Below are 23,903 nucleotides of genomic sequence, written 5' to 3' on the forward strand. Positions count from 1 at the left end.
CCTTATCCCATAAGTTCTGGTTGATTAAACAATTCAAGTTGGTCTAAACGATCAACAATCTGTTGTAGTTCGGTTTGTAATGGTCGGTCTTCTTCGACAAATGCAAAGCTTTGTAAGGTCCATTGCATAAATGCCTGCAATGTCGGACTGAGCTGTGCCGTTAAACCTTTCAAATGAATCGCCTGCACACTCGCGCAGCAAAGTGCTGCAATGACCTGCTGGGTCAAGGTAATCACACGGCTCGCATCACGCGCAGCAATGGTTCCCATACTGACTTTGTCTTGGTTATGACATTCGGTTGAACGTGAAAAAATTGAAGCTGCCAAAGTGTTTTTTAAGGCTTCAGCCGTCCACGCTGACACTCCGATTTGTACCGCCTTAAAACCATGATTGAGTGGTAAACGTTCAGCTGTCGCACCCGTTAAATTACGTGGCAAACCATGGTTCATTTTGTGGTCAACCAACTGTGCAATCTGTCTGTCCATCAAATCAGCAATATTGGCAATCATAATTTTTAAGCTATCCATTGCTTGTGCAATATGCCCACCGTAAAAATGACCGCCATGCAATACACGCATACCAACTGGATCAATCAATGGGTTATCGTTACTTGAATTCAGCTCATTTTCAATAAACTGACGTAACCATACTTTTGAGTCTTCAAACACACCAATAATATGCGGCGCACAGCGTAATGAATAGCGATCTTGCAAACGCGGACTTTGATGTGCCGTTTGTACTTCACTATTCAGCCAATCACGTAATTGCTTTGCTATTTGCTGCTGTCCCGGATGAGGTTTCTGTGCAAACAGTACTTCATCAAAATGACTAGGATTACCCTCTAGCACCAATACATTCAGGGCGGTAATTAAAGTACTTGCGAGTGCAATTTGCTCTGCTTTTTTATAGTTCAAACAAGCAATCGCTGTCATCACCGCTGTGCCATTCATGAGCGCCAAACCTTCTTTAGGTCTGAGCGTTAAAGGCTGCATATTCTTTTCAGCATAGACTTGAGCAACAGGAACAATTTGTCCATCAACATAGACATCACGCTCACCGACTAATGTTCCCGCAATGTAAGACAACGGCGTTAAGTCACCACTTGCCCCGACTGAACCTTCAGATGGAATGACTGGAATTACATTTTCATTTAGCAGCCACGTCAGACGTTCAAGCAAAGCTAAAGACACGCCTGAATAACCACGAGCTAACGAGCATAAACGCGTCACAACTACTGCACGTGCAGTGATGACATCTAAATTTTCGCCTAAACCACAACCATGAAAGCGTGAAAGATGCAGCGGTAGTTCATTAACCTGATGTAATGGCACTTCAACCAAACATGAGTCACCGTAACCCGTAGTCACACCGTAGATAACCCCTTCTTCTTCAAGGAGCTGATCGAGAAAATCAGCTCCTTTTTGAATCAGTTCACGCCACTCAGACGTTTCAGGTAAAGCAACCTGACATTCGCCTCTGGCTACAGAAACGACATCTTCAATACTCAGTGGCTGTTCACCTACGGTTAACACACGCATGTTATTTCGTCCAAAAATTATAAAAATTAAACCATTGATAAGGAGCACGCAGACAATGCTGTTCTAGAACGGCAACGTATGTTTTAGTGATGGTTTGCATACTTTCAATACGGTTAGCACGCGGTAAATTGATCTGTTCAGCAATTAAATGAATATGCACTTGAAATTGCTGTTGCATTCGATAACAAAACACTGCGATAACAGGTACTTTGAGTAAATTTGCTAAAATCCATGCACCTTGAGGGAAGGATGCTGGCTCCCCTAAAAAATCAATTTGCTGTACACGATCTGACTGCACAGGCACTCGATCTGCCGCCACAATGACCCACTCACCTTGTTGCATCTTGTCTTGCAATAGCATTGCAGTTTCAATACCCAGCTCATCAACTGATAAAAGACACACATCTGCCTTATCATTTATTTTTTTCAAAAACTCATTAAATTTGGTCGCGTGCTTTTGGTAAACCAGCACATTAATTTTCTGTGGATGCTCTGACTTAATTGCTCGAAGCAACTCAATATTGCCAAAGTGAGAGACAATAATCAGAGCACCTTTTTGATAATGCTGAGAGAAGTTTTCATGTCCAAAAACTTGTAGTTCCTGCTCGGGAATATTGCCTAGCCAGCCTTCAATCTTATCTAAAATACATTCGCCAAATTGCATGAAATGCGCGTAGCTATTTGTCCAATTTGGTTGGTGGCTAAACGGCGACTGGGATCCAGCAAAATGATGCAGTTTTTGTAAATAAAGTAAGGAAGCCTGTCTTGCTGTGGCAGCAAATAACCAGTACCACATAATGACGAAGTACATCACCAACTTGCATAACCAACGTCCACCAAAACGGTAAAACCACAACATCAGCATAAGGGGCAGCATACCGCCTCGCTCTTTAATGTCGTTCCATTTTGGTGAAGCTGAATCTGTCATAGTCAACCTTGCAGCTTTTGTTTTAATAGCTTCGGTAAGCGAATCAACATGCCCATAAACAAAGTTGCATGCGCTTTGCTTAGCCCTAAGTTATCTCGCCAAGCATGAAAATGAGAAATTCCCTGCTCTGGATAAACCACAGGTGTTGGTACATTAATAAAAGAGGTATTTTCCCATTTTAAACGTACTAAAATTTCACTATCAAAGCCCATACGTGGCTGAAATTTAGCACTATTCAACACCTTAATTGTGCTCTCAAGCGGATACACGCGAAACCCGCACATGCTGTCTTTAATTTCAAAAGACAAACTGTTTAACCAGACCCAAAAATGGGTAATGTAACGGCCATATAAGCGCTTTTTAGGAATAGAGGCATCAAAGTATGGCTGACCAATCACCATTGCATCGGAATGTTGCCGAGACTGCTCAATAAATTTTGGAATGTCATCCCAGCAGTGTTGACCATCCGAATCAAGTTGTAATGCATGACTTAACCCAAGCTCATAGGCTACACGTAAACCAGTCATTACGGCTTGCCCCTTACCCTGATTTACCTCATGTTCAATAAGATGAATTTGGGAGTATTGCTCTGCCAATGCTTTTAAAATTTGGCTACATGCAGCATCACTGCCATCATTGACCAACACAATCGGTAAATGGAAACTATCCAGATAAGCAATCAAATCTGCTAAATAATGTGGATGATTATAAACGGGAACAACAAAGCCGTAGTTGGTCTGCATTTTTAACCCTCTGCTTCTGTTTGCAAAGCAAATAATAGTCGTCCTGAAGCTAGAATCTGTTCTGAATCACGTAGTTCAAAAATTACTTTATGCTCTTTTCGAGCAAGCTTAAGTTGTACCACAGCATAAGGACGAATCAGGTTTTGGAATTTTAACTGCTCATATCCCTGACACCAGCTCAAATCAGACCAAATTGATTTAGCAAAATGTTGTAAAAAACCAATCTGCCCAACTCCAGGATAAATCGGTTGCGTTGGAAAATGCCCTTTAAAACATGCTAATTCAGGTGGAAATTCTAACTCCCAAATATAGTCATCTGAATTTTGAGACTGTGACAGCACCACGGGTTGTAACATAGGCTTAAATAGAGTTTTCAAATAGTTTTTATTGAGTTTGGACTGAGTATTTTGTGGTAACTGGCTGAGGAAACGCCATTGACGTGGAATCGCAATCGTTTCCAAGCTATCTTTCAACTGTTGTTTTAAATGACCAACAAAAGCGGACTTACCTTGCTGTTGTAACTGCTCACGAGCTTGTTCTGTCAGAACAACAATACAACCCAACATTTGGCGTTGCTCATGTTCAAATACAAGTGCATGACAATGTTTTACAACCTCTAAAGCCTGAATACTTTGTTCAATCGCATCTAGACTCAAACGTTTTTCTTCAAGTTTTACAATTCGATCTGTACGTCCCATCAGCGTAAAGGTCTGACATGTTGCATCTGTCCATGCTGCGCCATCACCTGTAGTAATCCAGTCATTCTCAAAAGCATGGTTACTTTTTACGATGAGCTGTTGGTCTTCAATACGAATAGCCACATTACTAAACGCAGTCCAAGCATCTTCATCTTTAGCACGATGGGCAATACCACCCGTTTCCGAACTTCCCAAAACTTCAATAATCGGACGGTTTAAGTAAGGACGAATACCACTGTCTAGCTTACCACCAGAGCTAAAGACCATTTGACAGTGTTGCAAAACAACATCGGTTGTCCAGCGTTTTAATAAAGCAGGGCTTGAGATCAAATAATTGCTTAATCCCAACGTTTCTAATTGTTTTTGAGCTTGTACCACATCTTCTGGGAATGCCATTTGAGGCACATAAAAACTTCGACCAGTAGCAAGTGGTAGTAGTAACTTAAACAGTAATCCATAAATATGTTGATGACTAACAGTTGCAATCGCAATTGCATTTTCATCAAAACTAAAGCTCTGACTCAACCCTTGAACTTCGTTGAGTAATTGTTTGAGTGTTCTTGGGATTTTTTTAGGTTCACCAGTTGAACCAGATGTATAAAAATAGAGTTGCGCCTGCTCTAAAAAAGCATCGTCTAAGGTTAAAGATAAAGGAACAACTTTTTCAGTATTTTGGCGCTTTAAAAAATAAATCTGCTGTGCTGCAAAATCCTGTTCTAGTTCACGTACTCGATTTGGTGGTAAAAGTACTTGTTTTTTCGCTAGCAAAGCAGCAAAGAATAAAACCAGAAATTCATAGCTATCTGCTTCCCATAAAGCCCAAGTTAGATTTTCCATTTGAGCAATTGCAGTAGCTTGTAAGGCCACATCCTGCCAAAAGTAATTAAAACTGGTCGAGTGCAGAGCACCGTCTATACAAAGTGGCTGAGCTGAATCGATGAATTTCTGAAAATGGCAATACATAGTTTTTAATTAATGATTTGAAGAATGCAAACGCTGATGTCGCTTGCGCAAAATAAATTCACCAAGGAACAAAATGCCCATCAGCACATAAGAAATAAAGCCATTATAAATGACCCAAACCTGAGTTGAGGTAAAAAGCACAGTGCTTAAAGCAATCAGTGCATTACAAAAAAAGAAAACACACCAAACTTTAGTCACCTGTCTGGTCCACTGCACCCCAGAATCAGGTAAATCAGGTTCAACGAGTCGGGCAAAGCGTTCAATCATAGATGGCGGCTTAATCAGTGTCAGCGCAAAAATAATTAATGCGCCTAAACTCATACCCACTGGATATAACTTTAGCCAAGCATGGTCATGTAACAATAAACTTAGACCGCCGCAAACGATAGCAAACCCTGTTAATGGCCATAATAACGAGTTGCCTTTGCTAAAAAGTCTGATCACACCTAACCCGATGAGTAACGCACTCACCCAGACAAATTGGCCATGCGTCAAACTCCAGCCCACAATAAAGGGATACAGCACAAAAAGTGCCGTCATTATCCCTTTAAGAACAAACTTCATTCAGCAGTCATATTCTGAATAACCGTCACCACATCAAGCACGGTTCTCACATTTTTAAAGTCTTCAGGCTTTACTTGCTTGCCTGTTAACTCTTTAATTTTTACAACTAAATCGACCGCATCAATGCTGTCTACATCAAGATCAGAATAAAGGTTCGAATCGAGTTGAACAGACTCCGGTTCAATTTCAAACAAATCTTCCATCCATTCGCGGAGTTTAGTTAGTACTTGCTCTTGAGATAACATCATCACGCTCCTTATGACTTCTGTTGTGCTTCAACTAAAGCAACCAAGCTCTGGATTGACTTAAAATGCTGTTTGGTTTCATCCGACTCTGCATTTAAATGAATGTTGTAACGCTTTTTCAAAGCCAGTCCCAACTCAAGTGCGTCAATTGAGTCTAATCCTAGACCTTCTCCAAATAATGGAGCTTCTGTATCAATATCGGCAATAGTAATATCTTCTAGTGCTAGAACATCAATAATCATTTGCTTTAGTTCATCAGCAAGATTGCTCATTTCAAGATAACTCTTCTTCAAAAATTTTATAAAAACTACGACTTAACTGACGAACTTGTTTAGGTCCTACTGTTAAATCATCTAACAGATCTGATACCTGTACTGCATCTAACACCTTAACCTCAATATGGAACGGTTGAGATGGTACGTGATACCATTTTTCATTCTTGGTTAACGTAGATGGTGTACAAGTAATAATTACTGGGCGAATTGGTACATTTGCACGAATGGCAATATTGGCTGCGCCTCGCTGAAACTCGTTTAGGGTCACCCCTTTTTCAGTGCGCGTTCCTTCCGGAAAAATTAAAAGAGAAGCCGCATTGTTTTCTTTTAGACGCTTTACACAGTCTTCTACAAACTGCTGAGAACCTGCATTTAAAATATAACCTGCGCTTTGTACCGGTCCTTTAGTAAATGGGTTCGACCAAAGAGATTGCTTCACGACACAATTAGCCTGCTGCATCATACCAATTAGTACTACAACATCAATCAAAGTCGGATGATTGGCAATCACCAACTCTTGGCGACTATTTTGTAGCTTTTCTAACCCTTCTACCGAATACGTCATGATGCCGAGTTTGACCATCATGTCGGTAAAGCCTTTAAAACTATGCTTAATCACATTTTGCGCACGTTGCTGCCGCTTTTGTGGATCAGAAGTGGTTGCATTGAGTACGGGTGCAATCACTGAGGCAATGGCCATACCGCCTAGCCCAAAACTGGCAAAGCTAAAACCAGTAGCAGCCACACGCCAGCAATAATTACTTTTTTGCTTGAGATTTTTAAGATTTAGCATTTGTTCCACCCAAATGCAGATGTTAACTGGTCAGCATCCTGCCAAAAATGAGCAAAAGCAGGAGCATCTGCTTCATCTATATGCGTCCACGCAGTAATTTGTAAATTAGGTTGCTCTAGAGTAACGACGGCTGCCATCGCATAGGCAGGAAAATTGATTGCCTCAGCATAAATACTAGGTAATGGTTCATCATAAGCGACAACTAAGACCCGCTTAATCTCAGACATTGACTTTAAAAGTGCATAAGCCTCAATCAAACCCTCAGTCCATGAACAGCTTAAGCTTGTAGAGGGGGTATCATCCTGACATAAAATTGAATAGAGACCAGAAATTGCATTATGAACAGACGTTGAAAATTGTGTAGGCGATGGAGTTTGATCATTTAAAACGTCTTGCAAGATATTTAACGTTTTGGCCTCATCACCATATTTTGATACCCAAACAATATAATCGGCCTTACTCCCCTCTAATGCGCCGATCGCACTATTTAAAGCAAGTTTAGCCAATAGTGATAAACGTCTACGCTGCATAGCCGGGATGCAGTCAAGAGCCGTATAGGAGGGCTGAGCATGTGTAAATATAAGCTGAGCAAGATGTAATGTTACCATGCTAAAAAATGAACCCTAAGCCGCGTTATTCTGTCGAAATATAAATTATTTTATAAAGATGCTGATTATAGCATTCGTTATAAAATTTACAAAAAATTACGTTTATTACTCACACTTTTTCATAACTCTTCGGACTAGCTCATTTATTTGCAAAAAAAACCCAAAGAAAACTTTGGGTTTTTGAACAGAAAAAAACTTAACGATTAAATTTTTTCTCTGCTTTTTTAAATTTCTGAATATAGCGACGGCGACGTGCAGCAGTACGTTCATCAACCTGACTCTTACGACCTTCAAATGGGTTTTCAGAAGTTTTAAAGTCAATACGAACTGGCGTACCTTCAAGTTTATATACTTTACGGAACACGTTTTCTAAGTAACGACGATAATCGGCAGGTGTCTTATCAACCTTATTACCGTGGATCACAATAGTCGGTGGGTTTTGTCCACCCATATGCGCATAACGCATTTTAATACGACGACCGCTAATCATTGGTGGTTGATGAGCTTCTGTCGCATCACTCAAAATTTGAGTCAATTTAGCTGGTGATACTTTTAAGTTTGCAGACTCATAAGCACGGTGGATAGAAGGATATAAATCACCCACCCCTGTTCCATGTAAAGCAGAAATTAAATGGATTTTTGCCCATGGAATAAAGTCAAAACGACGTTCAACATCAAGCTTACATTGCTTGCGGTCATATTCAGACATGTTATCCCATTTATTGATGGCAATAACCATGGCACGACCAGCTTCAAGCGCATAGCCAATTAAATGCAAGTCTTGCTCAACAATACCTTCACGCGCATCGACTACAACCACGACAACATGTGCATCTTTCATGGCTTGCAAAGTTTTAACAATTGAGAATTTCTCAATCATTTCATCAACTTTACCTTTACGACGCACACCCGCTGTATCAATTAAGGTGTATTTACGACCTTCACGTTCAAATGGAATGTAAATAGAGTCACGAGTTGTACCTGGTTGGTCAAATGCCACCACACGGTCTTCACCAAGCAAACGGTTGACTAGTGTTGACTTACCAACGTTAGGACGACCAATAATTGCTAAACGTAAGCCAGTATCTTTGTCATGTTCTTCAGGGTTTTCATCTTCTGGAACTTCAGCAAGTACGTCTTCCAGCATTTGCTGTACGCCACGACCATGGCTGGCGGCAACTTGTAATGGTTCACCCATACCAAGTTTATAGAACTCAACTAAAGCTGCTTCAGCATGAACACCGTCTACCTTATTCGCAACAAGATAAATTTTCTTGCCTAAAGTACGTAGTTCACGAGCAATTTGCTCATCAGAAGCTAACAATCCAGCACGAGCATCAACCACAAAAATAATAATATCTGCTTCGTTGATCGCTGTTTTTGACTGCTCGGCCATGTAGTTATCAATACCGCCTTCACTCTCACCAATACCGCCAGTATCAACGACAATGAAAGACTTATTTTGATAAGTCGCATCACCATATTTACGGTCACGAGTCAGGCCCGCGAAGTCGGCTACAAGTGCATCACGACTCTTGGTAATCTGGTTAAATAACGTTGATTTTCCGACATTCGGACGACCAATGAGCGCAATAACGGGTTTCATACAATAACCTTAATTCAAGACCAGCCATATCTCATGGCATGAGCATTAGAAACAATACAGGAGATATATTTTAAGGTCAGATATGACCATAATAAAAGACGGGGCTTTGAACTGATTTAATTCAAACACCCCGATATTTTTTTAACAGCGTAATTTGTTAAGCGGCTATTTTAGCACAAGCAAACGAAATTAACGATTCTGCCAAATACTTAAATCGCCTTTTCTGGTCGAAACGTAAAGTTGGTTCTCAATAACACGTAATGTATTGACCTCACCACTTGTTTTTGAACGACCAATTAGCTTACCTGTTGCTGGATCAACAAGATGTAATACTCCATCTAAATCACCAACAATAAGGTCCGAACCCAACACAACCGGGTTACTTAAATGGCGGTTTAACAAACTATCATTTTGCCAAATCTGTTCGCCTGTCGTTAAATCATAAGCCGTTAACTTACCATCTGTAGAAGAAACAAATACTTTGTTGTCATACACTTCTGGGCGCTTCGTGCTGCTTGAGTCTTCACTCCAAACTACACGTTGAGAAGCTAGGTCAGTTACGGTCACTTGTCCTTGGAAACTAGTCGTTACCATAAACTGTCCGGCAACAGCAGGATCACCATCAATATCAATTAAACGTTGAATATCAGAACGACCTTCACTTACCGCAACACGGCGCTGGAAACGCGGAATACCACTAATGGTATCAATTGCATAAACATATGCATTCGCAGATGCAATTAATACAGTACGCGGATCAAGACTCACTGGTGATGCCTGTCCACGTAAACTAAATTGGACATTTGGTAATTTATACGCCCAAACTTGTTGACCTGAAGCAGCATCATGAGCAAACACAGTACCATCATTAGCAACGGTAATAACACGTCCAGACTGAACTAAAGAAGGACTTAATAATGCACCAGACAACTGTGCTGTCCACTTCTGCTCACCTGTTGCCTGATCTAATGCAAACAGTTGACCTTTACTATTACCAACAACAACAATTCCTTCAGCAGCCTCAACACCAGAGCTTAAGCCTAATTTGCTGACTTTTTTCTCCCAAAGGCGTTGTTTACCACGATATGCGGCAACTTCACCTTTTGGATCAAGCGTAAAAACTACGCCTTCACTTGCATCAAGCTGCAAACGTAACGGATCTGCCTTATCAGTAGAAGAAACACTGCGCGAAAACACCGGTACTAGAGTCTTTTTCGACTCAGTCAATTTCGGTAGTGGATTTGGTTTTGCTTCTTTTACTTTGTTGCTAGAACATCCCACTAGTACAGCCGATGCGATTGCAATTGCCAAAGGCAGTTTGAATTTCTGATTCATTAAGACTCTTCCACCTGTGTTTCCAAAATTGGGCGCTCAATCTGTGGATCTTCAACTAAAACGCCAACACTTTCGAGTTTAATTTGTAAAATTTGTCGCTCTTGTTTACGTTCCAGTAACGAATCCCATGCAGCTTGATACGCTTTTTTAGCAGAATCAATATCTTTCTTGGCAACAAAGATATCACCACGTAACTCTTCTACTGTTGCTTTAAATGCAGGATCGACATTACCAGACAAGGTTTTTAGTGCTTCATCATATTTGTTTTGCGCCAATTGTGCATCTGCTAAACGCAATTTTACAACCTGAATCAAGCCTTCATCTTTGACTTTTGAATTTTCAACTTTCTTCAACGCTTTTTCAGCTGCTGCATAGTCCTGTTTTTCATAGGCTAATTTTGCTAATACAAATTGAGTCTGTATGGCCTGAACAGAATCGATATCATCTTTTACGATCTTATCTGCCGATGCAGTTACCGAAGTTAAAGCATTAGGATTATCAGCACTCGCATTTGCCTCATCCATTAACTGCTGTACTTTTGCAGTTTCTACTTGGCTGCTTGCAAGATTTCTTTTTTGCCAATATTCCCACCCAAAAAAGGCAATCAATGCAATGAGAATCCCGCTAATGATGGCAGAACCATATTTTTTTGCGAACGACTTTAAGCTGTCGAATTGTTCATCATCACTTAAGCTCATGTGATTGTCCTTTTCCAGATGTTTCAGTTTATTTTGTAAATTTTTCAATTAAGAATGGTACAAGGTCAGCCAGTGCAACTTGTGACTGCTCAGCTGTTGCCAACTCTTTGATAGCAAGTTGCTGCGCTTCCCATTCACGCTCACCCAAAATCATGGCGTAAACAGCCCCAGCCTGATCAGCTTTTTTCATCTGACTCTTCATGCTACCTTGCGAACCTGTTTTGATTCGAATACTGCTATTTGCAGCTTCTAACTGGTCACGTAATTGTTCCGCTAAAATCAAAGCTTTGGTTTGATAAGCAGGTTCTGCAACCAAGAAGACTTCGCAATCACGAATAACTTCTGCCTGTTCAACCTGTTCAAGTAGAAGCAATAAACGCTCCATACCCATCGCAAAACCAACAGCAGGTACAGATTGATCTGGCTTACCTTTTAGCTGACCAACTAAACCATCGTAGCGACCGCCAGCACATACAGTACCTTGCGAACCTAAAGCAGTAGTTGTCCACTCAAAAACAGTCTTATTGTAATAATCTAGACCACGCACCAACTTCTGATTAATGACAAATTGGATGCCAGCAGCAGTCAAATAGTCTTGTAACTGCTTAAAATGATCTAAACTTTCTTCTTTTAAGAAGTCATGTAATTTTGGCGCATTTTCCAGAATTTTCTGGGTAGATTCAATTTTAGAATCCAAAATACGTAATGGATTTGTTGTTAAACGACGCTGTGAGTCTTCATCCAACGCATCTTTATGCTCGTTTAAAAACGCAACCAATGCATTACGGTACTCTGTACGCTCATCAGTTTCGCCCAAAGTATTTAATTCAAGCTGAACTTTATCTGCAACGCCCATACGTTTCCATAAACGAGCAGTTAACATAATCAATTCAGCATCAATATCAGGAGTCGCAACACCGAAAGTTTCCACGCCAAACTGGTGGAACTGACGATAACGTCCTTTTTGTGGCTTCTCATAACGGAACATAGGCCCCATATACCACACACGTGGCGTCGCACCGCGCAACAAGTTATGTTCAACTAAAGCACGAACACAACCTGCCGTACCTTCCGGACGTAAGGTTAATGACTCTGGTGGATTGCCTTTATCGAAAAAGGTATACATTTCTTTTTCGACAATATCGGTAGCATCACCAATAGCACGTTTAAACAAACCCGTTTGTTCAACGATCGGCAAACGAATTTGTTGATATCCATAAGCATCCATTAAAGATGCTAAATGCTGCTCGAGACGTCTCCACGCTACTGTTTGCGTTGGCAAGATGTCATTAAAACCTTTGATTGCGACGATTGAACTCATGATGAACTACGAATAATTTCTTTAGATTTAGCTTCTTCAAGCTCTTGGACACGTTGACGAACCATTGTTTCGATTTCATCAACCAATTGATCGGTATCGATTAGATGGCTTTTTTCACCATTGCGATAAACCAATGAACGAGGCGCAGCCCCAACAACCCCGATATCAGCTTCTTTTGCTTCACCCGGACCGTTTACCTTACAGCCAATTACCGACACATCCATTGGAGTACGAATATCTTCCAAACGTTCTTCCAACGCTTGCATCACCTGAATAACATTAAATTCTTGGCGAGAACAACTCGGGCAAGCAATAAAGTTAATCCCGTTAGAACGAAGCCCAAGTGATTTTAAAATATCAAAACCAATCTTGATTTCATCTTCTGGTTCGGCAGCAAGCGAAATACGCATCGTATCGCCAATACCTTCCATCAATAATCCACCAAGGGCAATTGCTGATTTCACAGTACCTGTACGGTAAATACCAGCTTCAGTTACGCCTAAATGTAATGGATTATCAATTTGCTGAGAAAGCAAGCGGTAAGCATCCATGGTTAAAAACACATTTGAGGCTTTTACACTAACTTTAAACTCATGGAAATCAAGACGGTCTAAAATATCAATATGACGTAAAGCTGATTCAAGAAGTGCTTGCCCGGTAGGCTCGCCATATTTCTTTTGTAAATCTTTTTCTAGAGAACCCGCATTGACCCCAATACGCATAGAAATGCCATGATGACGTGCCGCTGCAACGACTTCACGAACTTTCTGATCTGATCCGATATTACCAGGGTTAATACGTAAACAGTCTGCACCATAATCTGCAACAGCTAAGGCAATTCTATGGTCAAAGTGAATATCTGCAACCAAAGGTACTGAAACGCGCTTACGAATTGCACCAAATGCTTCAGCAGCCTCCATAGATGGGACCGAAACACGCATAATATCAGCACCTGCATCAACACAACGCTCAATTTGAGCCACGGTTGCATCGACATCGCAAGTTTCGGTATTTGTCATACTTTGCACACTAATAGGTGCATCGCCACCGACATACACCGAACCAACACGGATTTTACGTGTTGGTCGACGTTTAATTGGGTTCTCTATCATTGTATCGCTCAACTCATGGTATTAGCGGGATAAACGGAATTCTGCTTTACCGTTTACCGTATATGGAGACAATGAAATCTGTTCTTGGTTTAGACTTAATGACACAGCTGTCGCATCATCAAGACGAATCTGGAATGGAGACTCACCATTTAAGCTTAAAGTTGATGACTGACGACCTGTCGCCAAAACTTTACCTGTTGCATCAACAATATGAACAGAAGTTGGTCGGTTAAAGTTTAACACTAATTGGTCACCCACTGTTGAGGTGGTACTTCCCTGCATAGGTAAAACTTCAACATTCGATTGATTTACTTTAGGTAAATCTGCATCGTCTTTCTTTGAAGTCCATTTTTGGATACCCATAACAAGCAATGACACAACAGCAAGAATTACAACAGCAAGCAGTGCACGTTTTAACCATTTTTTATTACGATCGCTATTAGAACCCGGGAGTTTGCCCATGATTTTAATTGGCGAGTTATTTAAAGCATGATTTGGTAAAAGGCCCGTATCATTTGCATAAATCTCATCGAAGCGCTGAATAATTGCCGTCGCATCTGTATTTAAATATTTCGCATATGAACGGTAATAACCCTTAATAAAAGTCGCTTCCGGCAATGACTTATAATCATCTTGCTCTAAAGCGGTCAGAGTCTTAACCGGCATATTTAAATCTGAAGAAACCTGCCCTAACTCTTTATTTTGAGCAACTCGAATTTGACGTAAATACTCACCAGGACGTTGAATATTTCCTAAAGCAGAAGTCGGTAAGCTTGAGCCAGTTGGCTGCTGTGAATTAGGATTTATTTCCATACGGCCTCAGTACTATACTGTAATTGCAAATAACGTTGATATTCTGGACTTTCCGGGAACAAGGCACGTAATTGGTTTACTAACGCTTGCGTTCCCATTTTATCCGCATTGGCTCGAGCCACTCTTACACCAATCCAAAGTGCTCTTGCACCCTGATTTTTCTGCCCCACTGTATGAACATATTGCTCATACATTTGTGTAGCAGCCGGAATCTGCTGCTGCAAATAAAAAATTTCCGCTAACTCTAACATTGAAATATAAGAGTCGCGGTTAGCAAGGAGTGCTTGTTTGAATGTTTTTTCAGCATTCACAACATCACCCAATTTTAAATAAATACGCCCCAGATTTTCTAATGCCTGATAGCGTTGGTCATAACCTAATGTTGCGCCAGCAATACGGAATTGCTCAATCGCCTCATTATAACGCTCCATTTGGTATAAATAAGTACCATAATTATTATGTGCTTGAGCATTATCCGGTTCAGATGAAATTGCTCGTTTAAAATAATGTTCTGCTTTTTCTAAGTTGGTTTTGCTACCTTCTTGCTGTAGCAAAATCCCCATCATCATGTTTGCTGTTGCATCGCGGCTATCTACACTTAAAGCTTGATCAAGAGCTCGCTTTGCTGAGTCCAAGTCACCAGAACGGATATGTTCAGCAGCAAGTTGTGTACGCACTTTTACTGCTTTTTCTGGGTCTTTTTTTTGCGTATGCGTTGTCTGGCAACCACTTGCCAGAAATGCAACTGCAATCCCCATACATAAGACCGTTTTTAACTTTGGAATACTCAAAGCCTGCCCTCAATTTATCCTTGTGTACGCAAAATCTCTTGACGCTGTGTCACTTTTTTCTGCCACTGTTCAGCACGGCGGGTTCTATCAGCCACCTGACCCACTAGCTGTCCACATGCAGCATCAATATCATCACCACGTGTTTGACGAATCGTACACACAAATCCGGCATCAGACAAAGTTTTTTGGAACGAGATAATACGATTTCGGCTTGAGCGACCATATGGTGCATGCGGGAATGGGTTAAATGGGATCAAGTTAATTTTACTTGGTAAATTTTTTAATAATTTAATCATTTGCTGTGCATGTTCAGGCTGATCATTTACGCCCTCTAACATCACATATTCGATGGTCACATGTTTACGCGTACTTTCATTACCGTCTTTGGCAATATAGCGCTGACATGCTGCAATTAACTGAGCCAATGGATATTTTTTATTAATTGGCACAAGCTCATTACGTAACTCATCGTTTGGTGCATGCAAGGAAATTGCTAAAGCCACATCAATATCTTTTGCAAGCTGGTCAATTTTTGGTACAACACCAGACGTTGATAAAGTCACACGACGTTTTGACATGCCATAAGCAAAGTCATCAAGCATGATCTGCATTGAGCTTAATACGGCATCATAGTTGAGCAGTGGCTCACCCATACCCATCATCACGACATTGGTCACTGAACGCTCACGCTCGGCAACAGGCACTTCTTCCATATAAGAATAGTTTGCCATCCAGAGTTGCCCAATAATTTCATCTGGCGTTAAATCACGTTGGAAACCTTGTTTACCTGTCGAACAAAACGAGCAATCTAATGCGCAGCCCACTTGAGAAGAAATACAAAGTGTTTTACGTAATCCAGTTTTATCTTCGGCAGGAATTAATACAGTTTCAACTAAAGAACCTGCACCCTCACCTACGCGAAACACCCACTTACGTGTACCATCTTTTGAATAATGACGGTGAACCACTTCAGGTGCTTTAATTTCACAAATCTGTTCAAGCTTTGCACGTAATTTACCTGAAATATTGGTCATTTCAGCAAAATCAGTGACAAAGTATTGATGTATCCATTTCATGACCTGTCCGGCACGAAACTTCTTCTCACCAATATCTTCAAAGAATTTTTCTAACTCAGGACGAGACATGCCGAGCAAATTCACTTTATTTTCGGCAGCAGGGATTACCGGCGTGGACGAAGATTGCTGCTGTCCATCAAGATTTTCAGATGAAACGACCACTGCAGAACTCATGTGTATTTACCTAAACCATGTCAAAAAACTGAAGATATTGTTCAAGAATCAAACAATATTCTCTTGAGAGAATAAAAAAACCAGATAAGTAGTATACCACTTATCTGGTTTGAATGCTTTCGATTAACGAGTGCGTGGGCAGATCTCGTTGTCAGCAAAGAAGTAAGCAATTTCACGCTCTGCAGAAGCAACTGAGTCAGAACCGTGAGCAGCATTTTCGTCGATGCTTACAGCGAAGTCAGCACGGATCGTACCAGGAGCAGCTTCTTTAGGGTTTGTAGCACCTAAGATTTCACGGTGTGCAAGAACTGCATTTTCGCCTTCAAGAACAGATACTACAACTGGACCAGAAGTCATGAATGCAACTAAGTCACCAAAGAAACCACGTTCTTTATGCTCAGCATAGAAACCTTCAGCATCAGCTTGAGAAAGGTGTTTCATTTTAGTCGCAACAATTTTTAAACCCGCTTTTTCAAAACGAGCAAAAATATCACCGATGTGGTTTTTAGACACTGCATCAGGTTTTACGATAGACAAAGTACGTTCAATAGCCATGAGTGGCTCCTTTATTTTAAAATTTAAACATTAAAAAATTTGCCGCATTATACCGATGTCATAGGCAATAATCAGCTTTGAATGTGTAAAAGTTGCGATTTTTTCTACTGTTTTTAGCGAACTTCGTCTATCCAGGCCATCTGGATGCCTTCTAGCAATCCTTCTGTCGATTTATTTGGGTCATCACTGAAGTCTGGTAATGCGCACACCCATGCATGTAAATCGGTAAAACGGATCCATTGCGGATCAACTTCTGGATGTGCTTCTGACAATTCAATGGCAATATCAATCGTATCTGTCCAACGTAAGCCCATAGCGGCTCCTATCTGTTTAATCTGCTAAATCACGAACTGTGTACTTTAGCAAATCCACAAACCTAATCGATAGCTTAAGTTGATAAAAATTACCGATGCCTATAAAGCGATGTTCATTAATGGCGCTATAAAAATAATCATCGCAGCGACTGCTGCACCAATTAAGGCACCTACGATTACATCACTTGGGTAATGAAGGCCCAGCACCATCCGAGACAAAGCGACCAGCACCATAAATGGGAACATAGCTGCGAGTAGAACTGGCTGGATATAACCCAACACAATCGTCACCATAACCGCATGAAGCGTATGACCCGATGGAAAGCTAAAGTGATCAAGTGGTCTTTCACCGAGTACAATCACCTGATGCACCTGATAAGGACGCGGTCGCGTTGTTTTATGTTTTAAAAATTTGTAGATTGCTGTTCCGACCGAACCACCTAATAACAAGTAGATGATTTGCAAGCTATAGGTGATGCCTTGCATTCCCCACACGATTGCCAGCATCAGATACCAAAATGGACCATCACCAACACGACTGATAATTTTGAAAAAAAGGGCAACACGCTGTGAGTGAGAGAAATTATTAAGATATAAACAGCCTCTCAAATCTAAATCGAGTATTTTTATTTTTGCATTCTTAAGTTTCATGGTCATTCTCCTATCTTAGGATACTTAGGTGAAGTCCAACGAGGGCTCCTTCACTACCTGATAAAATGCCTGCTCCAATTGCTGAACCGGAAGTTGCCAACCGCTTTGCTGTACTTTATGACAGGCTTGTACGCCCATTTCTCTAAGTTGTTGTACTGAAGGAAGCTGATAAATTTGTTGTATAAAGTGGTTTATTTGTCCAAGTGGGCTTAACCAGCCATTCACACCATGGGCTAAATATTGATGTGCACATGCATAATCATACGCGATAACTGGTAAACCGCTTGCCATCGCCTCTAAAACTACGTTACCAAACGTTTCAACTTGGCTCGCAAAAACGAATACATCTGCACTCGCATAGGCGGCTGCCAAATCTTGCCCTCTCAGACTTCCGGTAAAGATAACATCCTTCGCTGCAGGTAGTGACTTTAACCGAGCAAAATCTGGGCCATCTCCCACAATAACTAATTTAGTTTTATGTGGCTGAATGTTTTGTAGGTTGGCATAACTTTCAATGAGCACTTGCACTTCTTTTTCGGGAGATAAACGCCCCACGTAAAGCATAACGCGAGTATTCTCATCAGCATCCCATTGTTTTCGCAAATGTTCAGAGCGATGCTTCGGTGAAAATCTTATTGTATCTACGCCACGCCCAACCACAACCAGCGGGCAAGTAATACCAAAACCTCGTAATGCTTCTTGTGTATCTTTACTCGGCACACAGGTCACTTGCGTATTATTGTGAAACCAGCACAAGTATTTTTGAATTGGTTTGACTAAAAAAGCCAAGTCGAAGAATCGGCTAAAATCTTGGAATGGGGAATGAAAGCCACTCGAAATTGGAATAGCTTTTGCTTTAGCAGCTTGCATGGCTGTTAAGCCTAACGGCCCTTCAGTCACAATGTGAACGACATCGGGCACAAATTTTTCAAAAGCTTTCGATACTTTTAAATATTGTGGCCAACCAAACTGTAAAGTCGGATATTTTGGAATCGCCTGCGACATCACCAGACACTCTTGCTCTGGCGTAAAGTCTTGGCATTTCGCTTTTTGCTCTGGGCGAATCAATAAAATCTTATGCCCCTGTTTCTGTAAACCTTGGCATAATTGCAATAATGAAAGTGCCACACCATTGATTTCAGGTGGCCAAGTTTCAGTAACAATTGCAATTTTTAAACGTGGACGCACTAAATCATGCAGTGAATGCGTATTAGATAGTTGCTTTTGTTTAAAAAAGGATTGGAAGCTTTCAGGAAGTTGCTGTTGTTTTAATAGTGCTGTCGCGTATGAGCTTTGCATAGCGCCATCCATCAGTGTATTTATTTTCATGCTTAAAGATTAAGCAGTTTTTTTGACAATTTGATGATAAATGCGTGACAGTTTACTGACATGAAAAATAAAAAAAGCACACTGATAACAGCATGCTTTTCTCTTAAGACCTAGTAATATTTAGCGATTTTGCAATTTTGCATAATCCATAAGTACATTTGCAGCCTCAGTCACAAAAGTTTCTTCTTCTGGTAATGCAGGACGTTGTGATGCTTTCATTTTAGCGCGAGATTCAGCTAGAGCATCCAATGAAGCTTGATAGCTTTCCCAATTTGCAAAAGGCTTTTGACCAGTTGCAGCACGGCGTTCATTTTCTGCATCTAAAGTTTGTTTCTCTAAACCAAGTAATTCAGCACGGCGCTTATCAATATCAAGTACCACTTGTTTTTGATCACTTGTTACCTTAGCAATCGCAGTACGCTTATTTAGATATTTAAACTGAGCATCATTGCCAATACGTTGTTCAGAGAATTGAGACAACTTTGTCACATAAGGCTGAACAGAACCTTCACGCTTAAATGGTGCAGTAGGAATTGTGTCCCACTTCAACGCATTCTTCGATTTACGTTCACCAAACTCTTCGTTATAGATATCGACGAGTTTAATGTCTGGCACTACACCTTTATTTTGTGTACTACCACCCGTAATACGATAGAACTTACGTTGAGTTAAAGTCGCTTGACCGTATGCAAGAGTATCAAGTTGTACCTGAGCTGTACCCTTACCAGTTGTTGTACTACCAATAATAATACCGCGCTCATAGTCTTGAATGGCAGCAGAGTAAATCTCACTTGCTGAAGCCGACGCCAAGTTCACCAATACAGCGAGGGGACCTGTATAAATTTGTTGGCCGCCATCGTTGTCTTCAAAAACACTTACGTTGCCATTGCCATCACGAATTTGCACAACCGGACCAGATTTAATCACCTGCCCCAACATGCGTGCAACTTCTTCTAATGAACCACCCGGGTCATTACGTAAATCAATAATAATCCCTTCTACTTTCTTCGCTTTTAGCGCTTCGAAAGCATTTGCAGTATCTTCAGAAACTGAACGGTATTGTTGACCTGCACGACGTGAACGGTAGTCAAAATAGAATGATGGAATTTCAATTACGCCCAACACATGCTTTTTACCATCACGTGTTACTTCAACTGTACGTGAACGAACGCCAGCGTCTTCCTCTTGAATCACATCACGCACTAAAGTCACATTACGTGCTTGACTCATTGATGCACCGGCACCAAGAAGTTTTAATGTGACTTTTGTTCCGCGTTTACCACGAATGAGTCCAACAATTTCAGAACTTGTCCAACCAATCACATCAACCATTTTCTCACCCTCTTGAGCGACGCCAATGATTCGATCTCCTGATTTAACTTGACCAGACTTACTTGCAGGACCACCCTCTACAATAGTTTCAATCTTGGTGTAATCTTCGTTGCCGCGTTCTGGACGAATCGACACACCAATACCTTCGAGTTGTAAGGTGGTTTGGCGATTTAGTTCGATCGCATCAATTGGCGGATAATAGTTACTATGCGGATCATAGGTCGCCAACATTGCATTTAATGTTTTGTCCAAGACGTCATCGCTTTTCACACGACTAATTCTTTCAAGCTGACGTGTATAACGTTTAGTTAACGTTTGAGCTGGCGTTAAATCTTCTGGGCCAGTTAAGTCCTGACCGTTAGCAAGTGAAGGATTTTCTTTAAGCGCTTTTTGTTTCGCCTGCTCTTCTTCACGGCTAATGGTTAAGTTGATTAACTGTGAAACCAACATTTTACGCCAATGATTTTGTTGCTCAGCTGTCGTTTTAAAATACGGTGCTTTTTCACGATCAACTTCAATATAACTATTTGGCTGTTTTAAATTTTGCTGTTGTTTCAATTCAGCTAGCATGAACTCATAAAACTGTTTTAAGCGTTCACGATATTGCTGATGAATTGCAAACGGTCCAGTTAAATTCCCCGCTTTTAATGAAGCACCAAAATTTGAACCATAGAGTTTTTTATAATTTTGAACTTCAGCGTCTAAAAATAGTGAGTGATCTGGATCAAGACTATCTAAATACATATCGAGAATACGATTTGATGTCGTCGCATCCAGACGCATATTTAAATAATGTTGGCGATCAACTAAAGTTGCCAGCTGGCGAGCTACCAAAGCTTGTTCTTGCGTTGGCTGGATTGATTGAGAAACCGCAGCAGTATTGGTTGCTGCTCTTGCTTCATTCATCGTATGAGAGAAGAATAAACCGCCAGTCGCGATCGCTACTGCACAAGCTATAGTTTGAAGTTTCATAAATTTTTAATACTTCCTTGGGTGTTCCTATCTTACACGCTCTGTTTTCGATATGAACTAAGCAGATTCAAAATCTTAACCAACTAAATTGTTTATACCGTGTAGTTTTATCATATTCTGTACTGACAAAATGTAGCAAAACATTGCAAAATTCGCTTATTGTTTTTCAATCAAAATTCAAATGGAACCAATATGATTGGCGCATTGATGCTGGACATCGCCGGCACAGAACTTACTCAAGAAGATATTGAACTATTACGCGCTCCGCAAGTCGGTGGCATGATTTTATTTGCACGAAATATTGAATCTCCACAACAAGTGCGTGCTTTAACCGACCATATGCGTCAAATTCGTCCCGATATTTTGATTGCTGTCGACCAAGAAGGTGGTCGAGTTCAGCGTCTAAGATCAGGTTTCACTCTATTACCAGCTATGGGCCGTTTCGGAGAGTTGTATTTAACTCAACCACAAAAAGCACTTGAACTGGCTGAAAAATGTGGCTGGCTCATGGCAATTGAAGTACTTGCTGTCGGTATCGATTTTAGTTTTGCACCCGTTTTAGATCTCAATGCAATTAGTGACGTGATTGGCGACCGCAGCTTCTCTAAAAATATTGAGGATATCGCACCACTTGCTGGCGCGTTTATGCAAGGCATGAAAAAAGCTGGAATGGCAAACACGGGCAAACACTTCCCAGGCCATGGTTCTGTAAAAGCTGACTCACATGTAGCAGCTGCAATCGACAGTCGTAGCTATGATGAAATTTATAACCATGATATGCAAAGCTTCATTAAGCTTATGCCCCAGCTTGATGCACTCATGCCAGCACATGTGATTTATGATCAAGTTGACCCAAATCCGGCAGGTTTTTCGCCTTTCTGGATTCAAGAAGTTCTCCGTAATCGCCTGAAGTTTAATGGCGTACTTTTCTCTGATGACTTAAGCATGCAGGCTGCATGTGTAGCCGGCGGTGCAGATGCACGTATTCAAGCCGCTCTAGCAGCTGGTTGTGATATGGGACTCGTGTGTAATGACCGAAGTGCAGCCTGCACAGCACTTGAAGGTATTACAGATTTAGAGCTACCAAACCAAGAACGTTTAGAACGCATGCGTGGAAAAATTCCACAAATTCAGATTGGTGAAACTTTATCGCTTGGAAATGAGTGGCAAGCTGTCAAAACCGCCATTGAAGATTTTAAAAATTCGATTTAAGTTAGTAAAAATTTTAATTGGCTACAAAAACCTATTCACTATCTGATACGCGGTTAAGTCATACGCAACCTGAGCAATGCAAAAGCGTTAGCGCTTTCGCATTGCGCAAGACAAACGAAGTGCGTAGTATTTTACTCAAGCATAGCTTTCGTTTTACGGTACGGCAAAGATAATTAATCTTTGCTATTCGCACCTCAGGTTTTGGTTACTTTTCCCGAAAGAAAAGTAACTCCAACTGAAAGTTTATCCCAGAATGCCAACCTAATTGACAGGATTCCGTCATAAAGGTTCATTCAACATCAATGCAGTAAAACCTCTTCATAGTTACAAATAATGAAGATCACACAAAAACAATAAATCGAGTTCAGGACGAATGACACAACAACTTTCAAAACACCGCCACATCTCTTTTACTGCCCACTATACGGGGTATATCTGGTATCAAATGGGGATTTCTCATGAAGCACTTGCCACAACCAAAGGCAAATCACTAGCGTATTTGGTTCATCCAATAGAATCTTGGGCTGAGAAATATGTCGGCGGTAGCATGCGTACCACACTCAAACAACGCCACACCATGCTTGATCATCACTTAGAACAACTCATTCAAGAAAATCCTGATCTACAAGTTTTAGAAATAGCATGTGGGTTATCGCCACGTGGTTGGTGGTTTAGACAGCATTACCCTTCGATTACCTATCGAGAGCTTGATTTACCCGATATGGCACAAACCAAACAAAGTGCATTGCAGCAAATTGAAAAAAATGCACCTGAAGTTTTATCAGTTGATTTATTTACAGAAGCCTTTGCACAAGCATTTGAAGTATTTGAACCGAACCGCCCACTGGTTGTAATTAGTGAAGGCCTGATTAACTATTTCGATAAAGATTTATTAAAACAACTGATTCAATCAATTGCGCACTATGGTTCGTCTTTTAAAAAGTTTCACTATTTAACTGACCTATATCCTGAACCAGTTAAAAACAAACTTGCGAGCATTATCTGGAACAGCAGTAAGTTACTTAAACTCATGTCTCGAAGCTCTTTTAGTTTTCATTTCAAAAGCCCACAAGAAGTTAAAGACTTTTTTAAAGATACAGAATTTGAGCAAATTACGATTGAACAACCTCAAATATTTTTTGGACAAATTTCCTCTGATGCTCATGAGCAACATTTAGGGGACTTGGTCTGGACCATACACTCGCAAATAAAATAACGAATATAAAAAATGGAAGCTCGAAATAAACGAGCTTCCAT

The 23,903-nt window shown here is 40.7% G+C and carries 24 protein-coding genes; 2 read left to right on the top strand and 22 right to left on the bottom strand.

The window, feature by feature from the left end; genetic code table 11:
- Nucleotides 1-2: 2 nt before the first annotated feature.
- The 22 genes from hutH to KTI78_RS07515 all read right to left on the bottom strand — a co-directional run bounded on the left by hutH (nucleotide 3) and on the right by KTI78_RS07515 (nucleotide 21,434).
- The gene (hutH, locus tag KTI78_RS07410; RefSeq protein ID WP_262445669.1) at nucleotides 3-1,538 is read right to left on the bottom strand and encodes a histidine ammonia-lyase; all 1,536 of its coding nucleotides are present in this window, start codon (nucleotides 1,536-1,538) and stop codon (nucleotides 3-5) included.
- A gap of 1 nt (nucleotide 1,539) precedes the next feature.
- Nucleotides 1,540-2,466 carry an acyltransferase gene (locus tag KTI78_RS07415; RefSeq protein WP_262445670.1) on the bottom strand — a complete coding sequence of 309 codons (927 nt, stop codon included), beginning with the start codon at nucleotides 2,464-2,466 and terminating at the stop codon, nucleotides 1,540-1,542.
- Between the two features lie 2 nt (nucleotides 2,467-2,468).
- Nucleotides 2,469-3,209 (bottom strand): glycosyltransferase family 2 protein, encoded by a 741-nt coding sequence (locus tag KTI78_RS07420; protein ID WP_262445671.1) that lies wholly within the window; start codon nucleotides 3,207-3,209, stop codon nucleotides 2,469-2,471.
- Between the two features lie 2 nt (nucleotides 3,210-3,211).
- On the bottom strand, nucleotides 3,212-4,870 hold the full coding sequence (locus tag KTI78_RS07425; RefSeq protein WP_262445672.1) for an AMP-binding protein: 1,659 nt from the start codon (nucleotides 4,868-4,870) through the stop codon (nucleotides 3,212-3,214).
- Nucleotides 4,871-4,879: 9 nt separating this feature from the next.
- Nucleotides 4,880-5,434, bottom strand: a complete 555-nt coding sequence (locus KTI78_RS07430; RefSeq protein ID WP_016142235.1) for a septation protein IspZ — start codon at nucleotides 5,432-5,434, stop codon at nucleotides 4,880-4,882.
- Nucleotides 5,431-5,685, bottom strand: coding sequence for an acyl carrier protein (locus KTI78_RS07435; RefSeq protein WP_080649511.1), 255 nt, complete (start codon nucleotides 5,683-5,685; stop codon nucleotides 5,431-5,433). The genes KTI78_RS07430 and KTI78_RS07435 overlap by 4 nt, the downstream gene beginning before the upstream one ends.
- Before the next feature lie 5 nt (nucleotides 5,686-5,690).
- Nucleotides 5,691-5,951, bottom strand: a complete 261-nt coding sequence (locus KTI78_RS07440) for a phosphopantetheine-binding protein (protein ID WP_000067033.1) — start codon at nucleotides 5,949-5,951, stop codon at nucleotides 5,691-5,693.
- Nucleotide 5,952: 1 nt separating this feature from the next.
- Complete coding sequence (locus tag KTI78_RS07445; protein WP_239968877.1) at nucleotides 5,953-6,756, bottom strand: lysophospholipid acyltransferase family protein; 804 nt, start codon at nucleotides 6,754-6,756, stop codon at nucleotides 5,953-5,955.
- A complete protein-coding gene (locus KTI78_RS07450) occupies nucleotides 6,741-7,355 on the bottom strand; it encodes a beta-ketoacyl synthase chain length factor (RefSeq protein ID WP_262445673.1) in 615 nt (204 codons plus the stop codon). The genes KTI78_RS07445 and KTI78_RS07450 overlap by 16 nt, the downstream gene beginning before the upstream one ends.
- A 196-nt stretch (nucleotides 7,356-7,551) precedes the next feature.
- Complete coding sequence (der, locus tag KTI78_RS07455) at nucleotides 7,552-8,961, bottom strand: ribosome biogenesis GTPase Der (protein ID WP_005066184.1); 1,410 nt, start codon at nucleotides 8,959-8,961, stop codon at nucleotides 7,552-7,554.
- 189 nt (nucleotides 8,962-9,150) lie between these two features.
- Nucleotides 9,151-10,296 carry an outer membrane protein assembly factor BamB gene (gene bamB / locus KTI78_RS07460; protein ID WP_262445674.1) on the bottom strand — a complete coding sequence of 382 codons (1,146 nt, stop codon included), beginning with the start codon at nucleotides 10,294-10,296 and terminating at the stop codon, nucleotides 9,151-9,153.
- Nucleotides 10,296-10,994, bottom strand: a complete 699-nt coding sequence (locus KTI78_RS07465; RefSeq protein WP_016142239.1) for a YfgM family protein — start codon at nucleotides 10,992-10,994, stop codon at nucleotides 10,296-10,298. The genes bamB and KTI78_RS07465 overlap by 1 nt, the downstream gene beginning before the upstream one ends.
- A gap of 28 nt (nucleotides 10,995-11,022) precedes the next feature.
- Nucleotides 11,023-12,315 carry a histidine--tRNA ligase gene (gene hisS / locus KTI78_RS07470; RefSeq protein ID WP_016142240.1) on the bottom strand — a complete coding sequence of 431 codons (1,293 nt, stop codon included), beginning with the start codon at nucleotides 12,313-12,315 and terminating at the stop codon, nucleotides 11,023-11,025.
- Complete coding sequence (gene ispG, locus KTI78_RS07475; protein ID WP_004698760.1) at nucleotides 12,312-13,427, bottom strand: flavodoxin-dependent (E)-4-hydroxy-3-methylbut-2-enyl-diphosphate synthase; 1,116 nt, start codon at nucleotides 13,425-13,427, stop codon at nucleotides 12,312-12,314. Before ispG ends, hisS begins: the two co-directional genes overlap by 4 nt.
- Nucleotides 13,428-13,448: 21 nt before the next feature.
- The gene (locus KTI78_RS07480) at nucleotides 13,449-14,240 is read right to left on the bottom strand and encodes a helix-turn-helix domain-containing protein (protein ID WP_016142242.1); all 792 of its coding nucleotides are present in this window, start codon (nucleotides 14,238-14,240) and stop codon (nucleotides 13,449-13,451) included.
- Nucleotides 14,231-15,031, bottom strand: coding sequence for a type IV pilus biogenesis/stability protein PilW (pilW, locus tag KTI78_RS07485; RefSeq protein WP_199936991.1), 801 nt, complete (start codon nucleotides 15,029-15,031; stop codon nucleotides 14,231-14,233). The genes KTI78_RS07480 and pilW overlap by 10 nt, the downstream gene beginning before the upstream one ends.
- Before the next feature lie 14 nt (nucleotides 15,032-15,045).
- Nucleotides 15,046-16,281: a 23S rRNA (adenine(2503)-C(2))-methyltransferase RlmN gene (rlmN, locus tag KTI78_RS07490; protein WP_002115097.1), complete on the bottom strand. Its 1,236-nt coding sequence runs from the start codon at nucleotides 16,279-16,281 to the stop codon at nucleotides 15,046-15,048.
- Nucleotides 16,282-16,404: 123 nt separating this feature from the next.
- Entirely contained in the window at nucleotides 16,405-16,836 is a 432-nt protein-coding gene (ndk, locus tag KTI78_RS07495) for a nucleoside-diphosphate kinase (protein ID WP_003654870.1), read from the bottom strand.
- Nucleotides 16,837-16,949: 113 nt separating this feature from the next.
- The gene (gene iscX, locus KTI78_RS07500; protein ID WP_004698764.1) at nucleotides 16,950-17,150 is read right to left on the bottom strand and encodes a Fe-S cluster assembly protein IscX; all 201 of its coding nucleotides are present in this window, start codon (nucleotides 17,148-17,150) and stop codon (nucleotides 16,950-16,952) included.
- Between the two features lie 99 nt (nucleotides 17,151-17,249).
- Nucleotides 17,250-17,801 (bottom strand): phosphatase PAP2 family protein, encoded by a 552-nt coding sequence (locus KTI78_RS07505; RefSeq protein ID WP_316249979.1) that lies wholly within the window; start codon nucleotides 17,799-17,801, stop codon nucleotides 17,250-17,252.
- A gap of 24 nt (nucleotides 17,802-17,825) precedes the next feature.
- Complete coding sequence (locus KTI78_RS07510; RefSeq protein WP_262445765.1) at nucleotides 17,826-19,112, bottom strand: glycosyltransferase family 4 protein; 1,287 nt, start codon at nucleotides 19,110-19,112, stop codon at nucleotides 17,826-17,828.
- 138 nt (nucleotides 19,113-19,250) lie between these two features.
- Nucleotides 19,251-21,434, bottom strand: coding sequence for a carboxy terminal-processing peptidase (locus KTI78_RS07515; RefSeq protein WP_262445675.1), 2,184 nt, complete (start codon nucleotides 21,432-21,434; stop codon nucleotides 19,251-19,253).
- 192 nt (nucleotides 21,435-21,626) lie between these two features.
- On the opposite strand from KTI78_RS07515, the gene nagZ reads away from it, so the two are divergent.
- Both nagZ and KTI78_RS07525 read left to right on the top strand, forming a co-directional pair.
- A complete protein-coding gene (gene nagZ, locus KTI78_RS07520; protein ID WP_262445676.1) occupies nucleotides 21,627-22,646 on the top strand; it encodes a beta-N-acetylhexosaminidase in 1,020 nt (339 codons plus the stop codon).
- A 373-nt stretch (nucleotides 22,647-23,019) separates the two neighbouring features.
- Nucleotides 23,020-23,862, top strand: a complete 843-nt coding sequence (locus KTI78_RS07525; RefSeq protein ID WP_224992305.1) for a class I SAM-dependent methyltransferase — start codon at nucleotides 23,020-23,022, stop codon at nucleotides 23,860-23,862.
- The last annotated feature ends 41 nt before the right edge of the window (nucleotides 23,863-23,903 follow it).

Source organism: Acinetobacter sp. WU_MDCI_Abxe161 (assembly GCF_025514355.1).
Classification (GTDB): Bacteria; Pseudomonadota; Gammaproteobacteria; order Pseudomonadales; family Moraxellaceae; genus Acinetobacter; species Acinetobacter pittii_E.

Excerpts from the sequence above, each read along its gene's own strand:
- ispG (WP_004698760.1), bottom strand. The coding sequence starts at position 13,427 with ATGATAGAGAACCCAATTAAACGTCGACCAACACGTAAAATCCGTGTT.
- KTI78_RS07415 (WP_262445670.1), bottom strand. The coding sequence starts at position 2,466 with ATGACAGATTCAGCTTCACCAAAATGGAACGACATTAAAGAGCGAGGC.
- KTI78_RS07425 (WP_262445672.1), bottom strand. The coding sequence starts at position 4,870 with ATGTATTGCCATTTTCAGAAATTCATCGATTCAGCTCAGCCACTTTGT.
- nagZ (WP_262445676.1), top strand. The coding sequence starts at position 21,627 with ATGATTGGCGCATTGATGCTGGACATCGCCGGCACAGAACTTACTCAA.
- KTI78_RS07515 (WP_262445675.1), bottom strand. The coding sequence starts at position 21,434 with ATGAAACTTCAAACTATAGCTTGTGCAGTAGCGATCGCGACTGGCGGT.
- KTI78_RS07510 (WP_262445765.1), bottom strand. The coding sequence starts at position 19,112 with ATGGATGGCGCTATGCAAAGCTCATACGCGACAGCACTATTAAAACAA.
- hutH (WP_262445669.1), bottom strand. The coding sequence starts at position 1,538 with ATGCGTGTGTTAACCGTAGGTGAACAGCCACTGAGTATTGAAGATGTC.
- KTI78_RS07430 (WP_016142235.1), bottom strand. The coding sequence starts at position 5,434 with ATGAAGTTTGTTCTTAAAGGGATAATGACGGCACTTTTTGTGCTGTAT.
- KTI78_RS07440 (WP_000067033.1), bottom strand. The coding sequence starts at position 5,951 with ATGAGCAATCTTGCTGATGAACTAAAGCAAATGATTATTGATGTTCTA.
- der (WP_005066184.1), bottom strand. The coding sequence starts at position 8,961 with ATGAAACCCGTTATTGCGCTCATTGGTCGTCCGAATGTCGGAAAATCA.
- KTI78_RS07450 (WP_262445673.1), bottom strand. The coding sequence starts at position 7,355 with ATGGTAACATTACATCTTGCTCAGCTTATATTTACACATGCTCAGCCC.
- iscX (WP_004698764.1), bottom strand. The coding sequence starts at position 17,150 with ATGGGCTTACGTTGGACAGATACGATTGATATTGCCATTGAATTGTCA.
- bamB (WP_262445674.1), bottom strand. The coding sequence starts at position 10,296 with ATGAATCAGAAATTCAAACTGCCTTTGGCAATTGCAATCGCATCGGCT.
- KTI78_RS07465 (WP_016142239.1), bottom strand. The coding sequence starts at position 10,994 with ATGAGCTTAAGTGATGATGAACAATTCGACAGCTTAAAGTCGTTCGCA.
- KTI78_RS07420 (WP_262445671.1), bottom strand. The coding sequence starts at position 3,209 with ATGCAGACCAACTACGGCTTTGTTGTTCCCGTTTATAATCATCCACAT.
- KTI78_RS07505 (WP_316249979.1), bottom strand. The coding sequence starts at position 17,801 with ATGAAACTTAAGAATGCAAAAATAAAAATACTCGATTTAGATTTGAGA.
- hisS (WP_016142240.1), bottom strand. The coding sequence starts at position 12,315 with ATGAGTTCAATCGTCGCAATCAAAGGTTTTAATGACATCTTGCCAACG.
- rlmN (WP_002115097.1), bottom strand. The coding sequence starts at position 16,281 with ATGAGTTCTGCAGTGGTCGTTTCATCTGAAAATCTTGATGGACAGCAG.
- ndk (WP_003654870.1), bottom strand. The coding sequence starts at position 16,836 with ATGGCTATTGAACGTACTTTGTCTATCGTAAAACCTGATGCAGTGTCT.
- KTI78_RS07480 (WP_016142242.1), bottom strand. The coding sequence starts at position 14,240 with ATGGAAATAAATCCTAATTCACAGCAGCCAACTGGCTCAAGCTTACCG.
- KTI78_RS07525 (WP_224992305.1), top strand. The coding sequence starts at position 23,020 with ATGACACAACAACTTTCAAAACACCGCCACATCTCTTTTACTGCCCAC.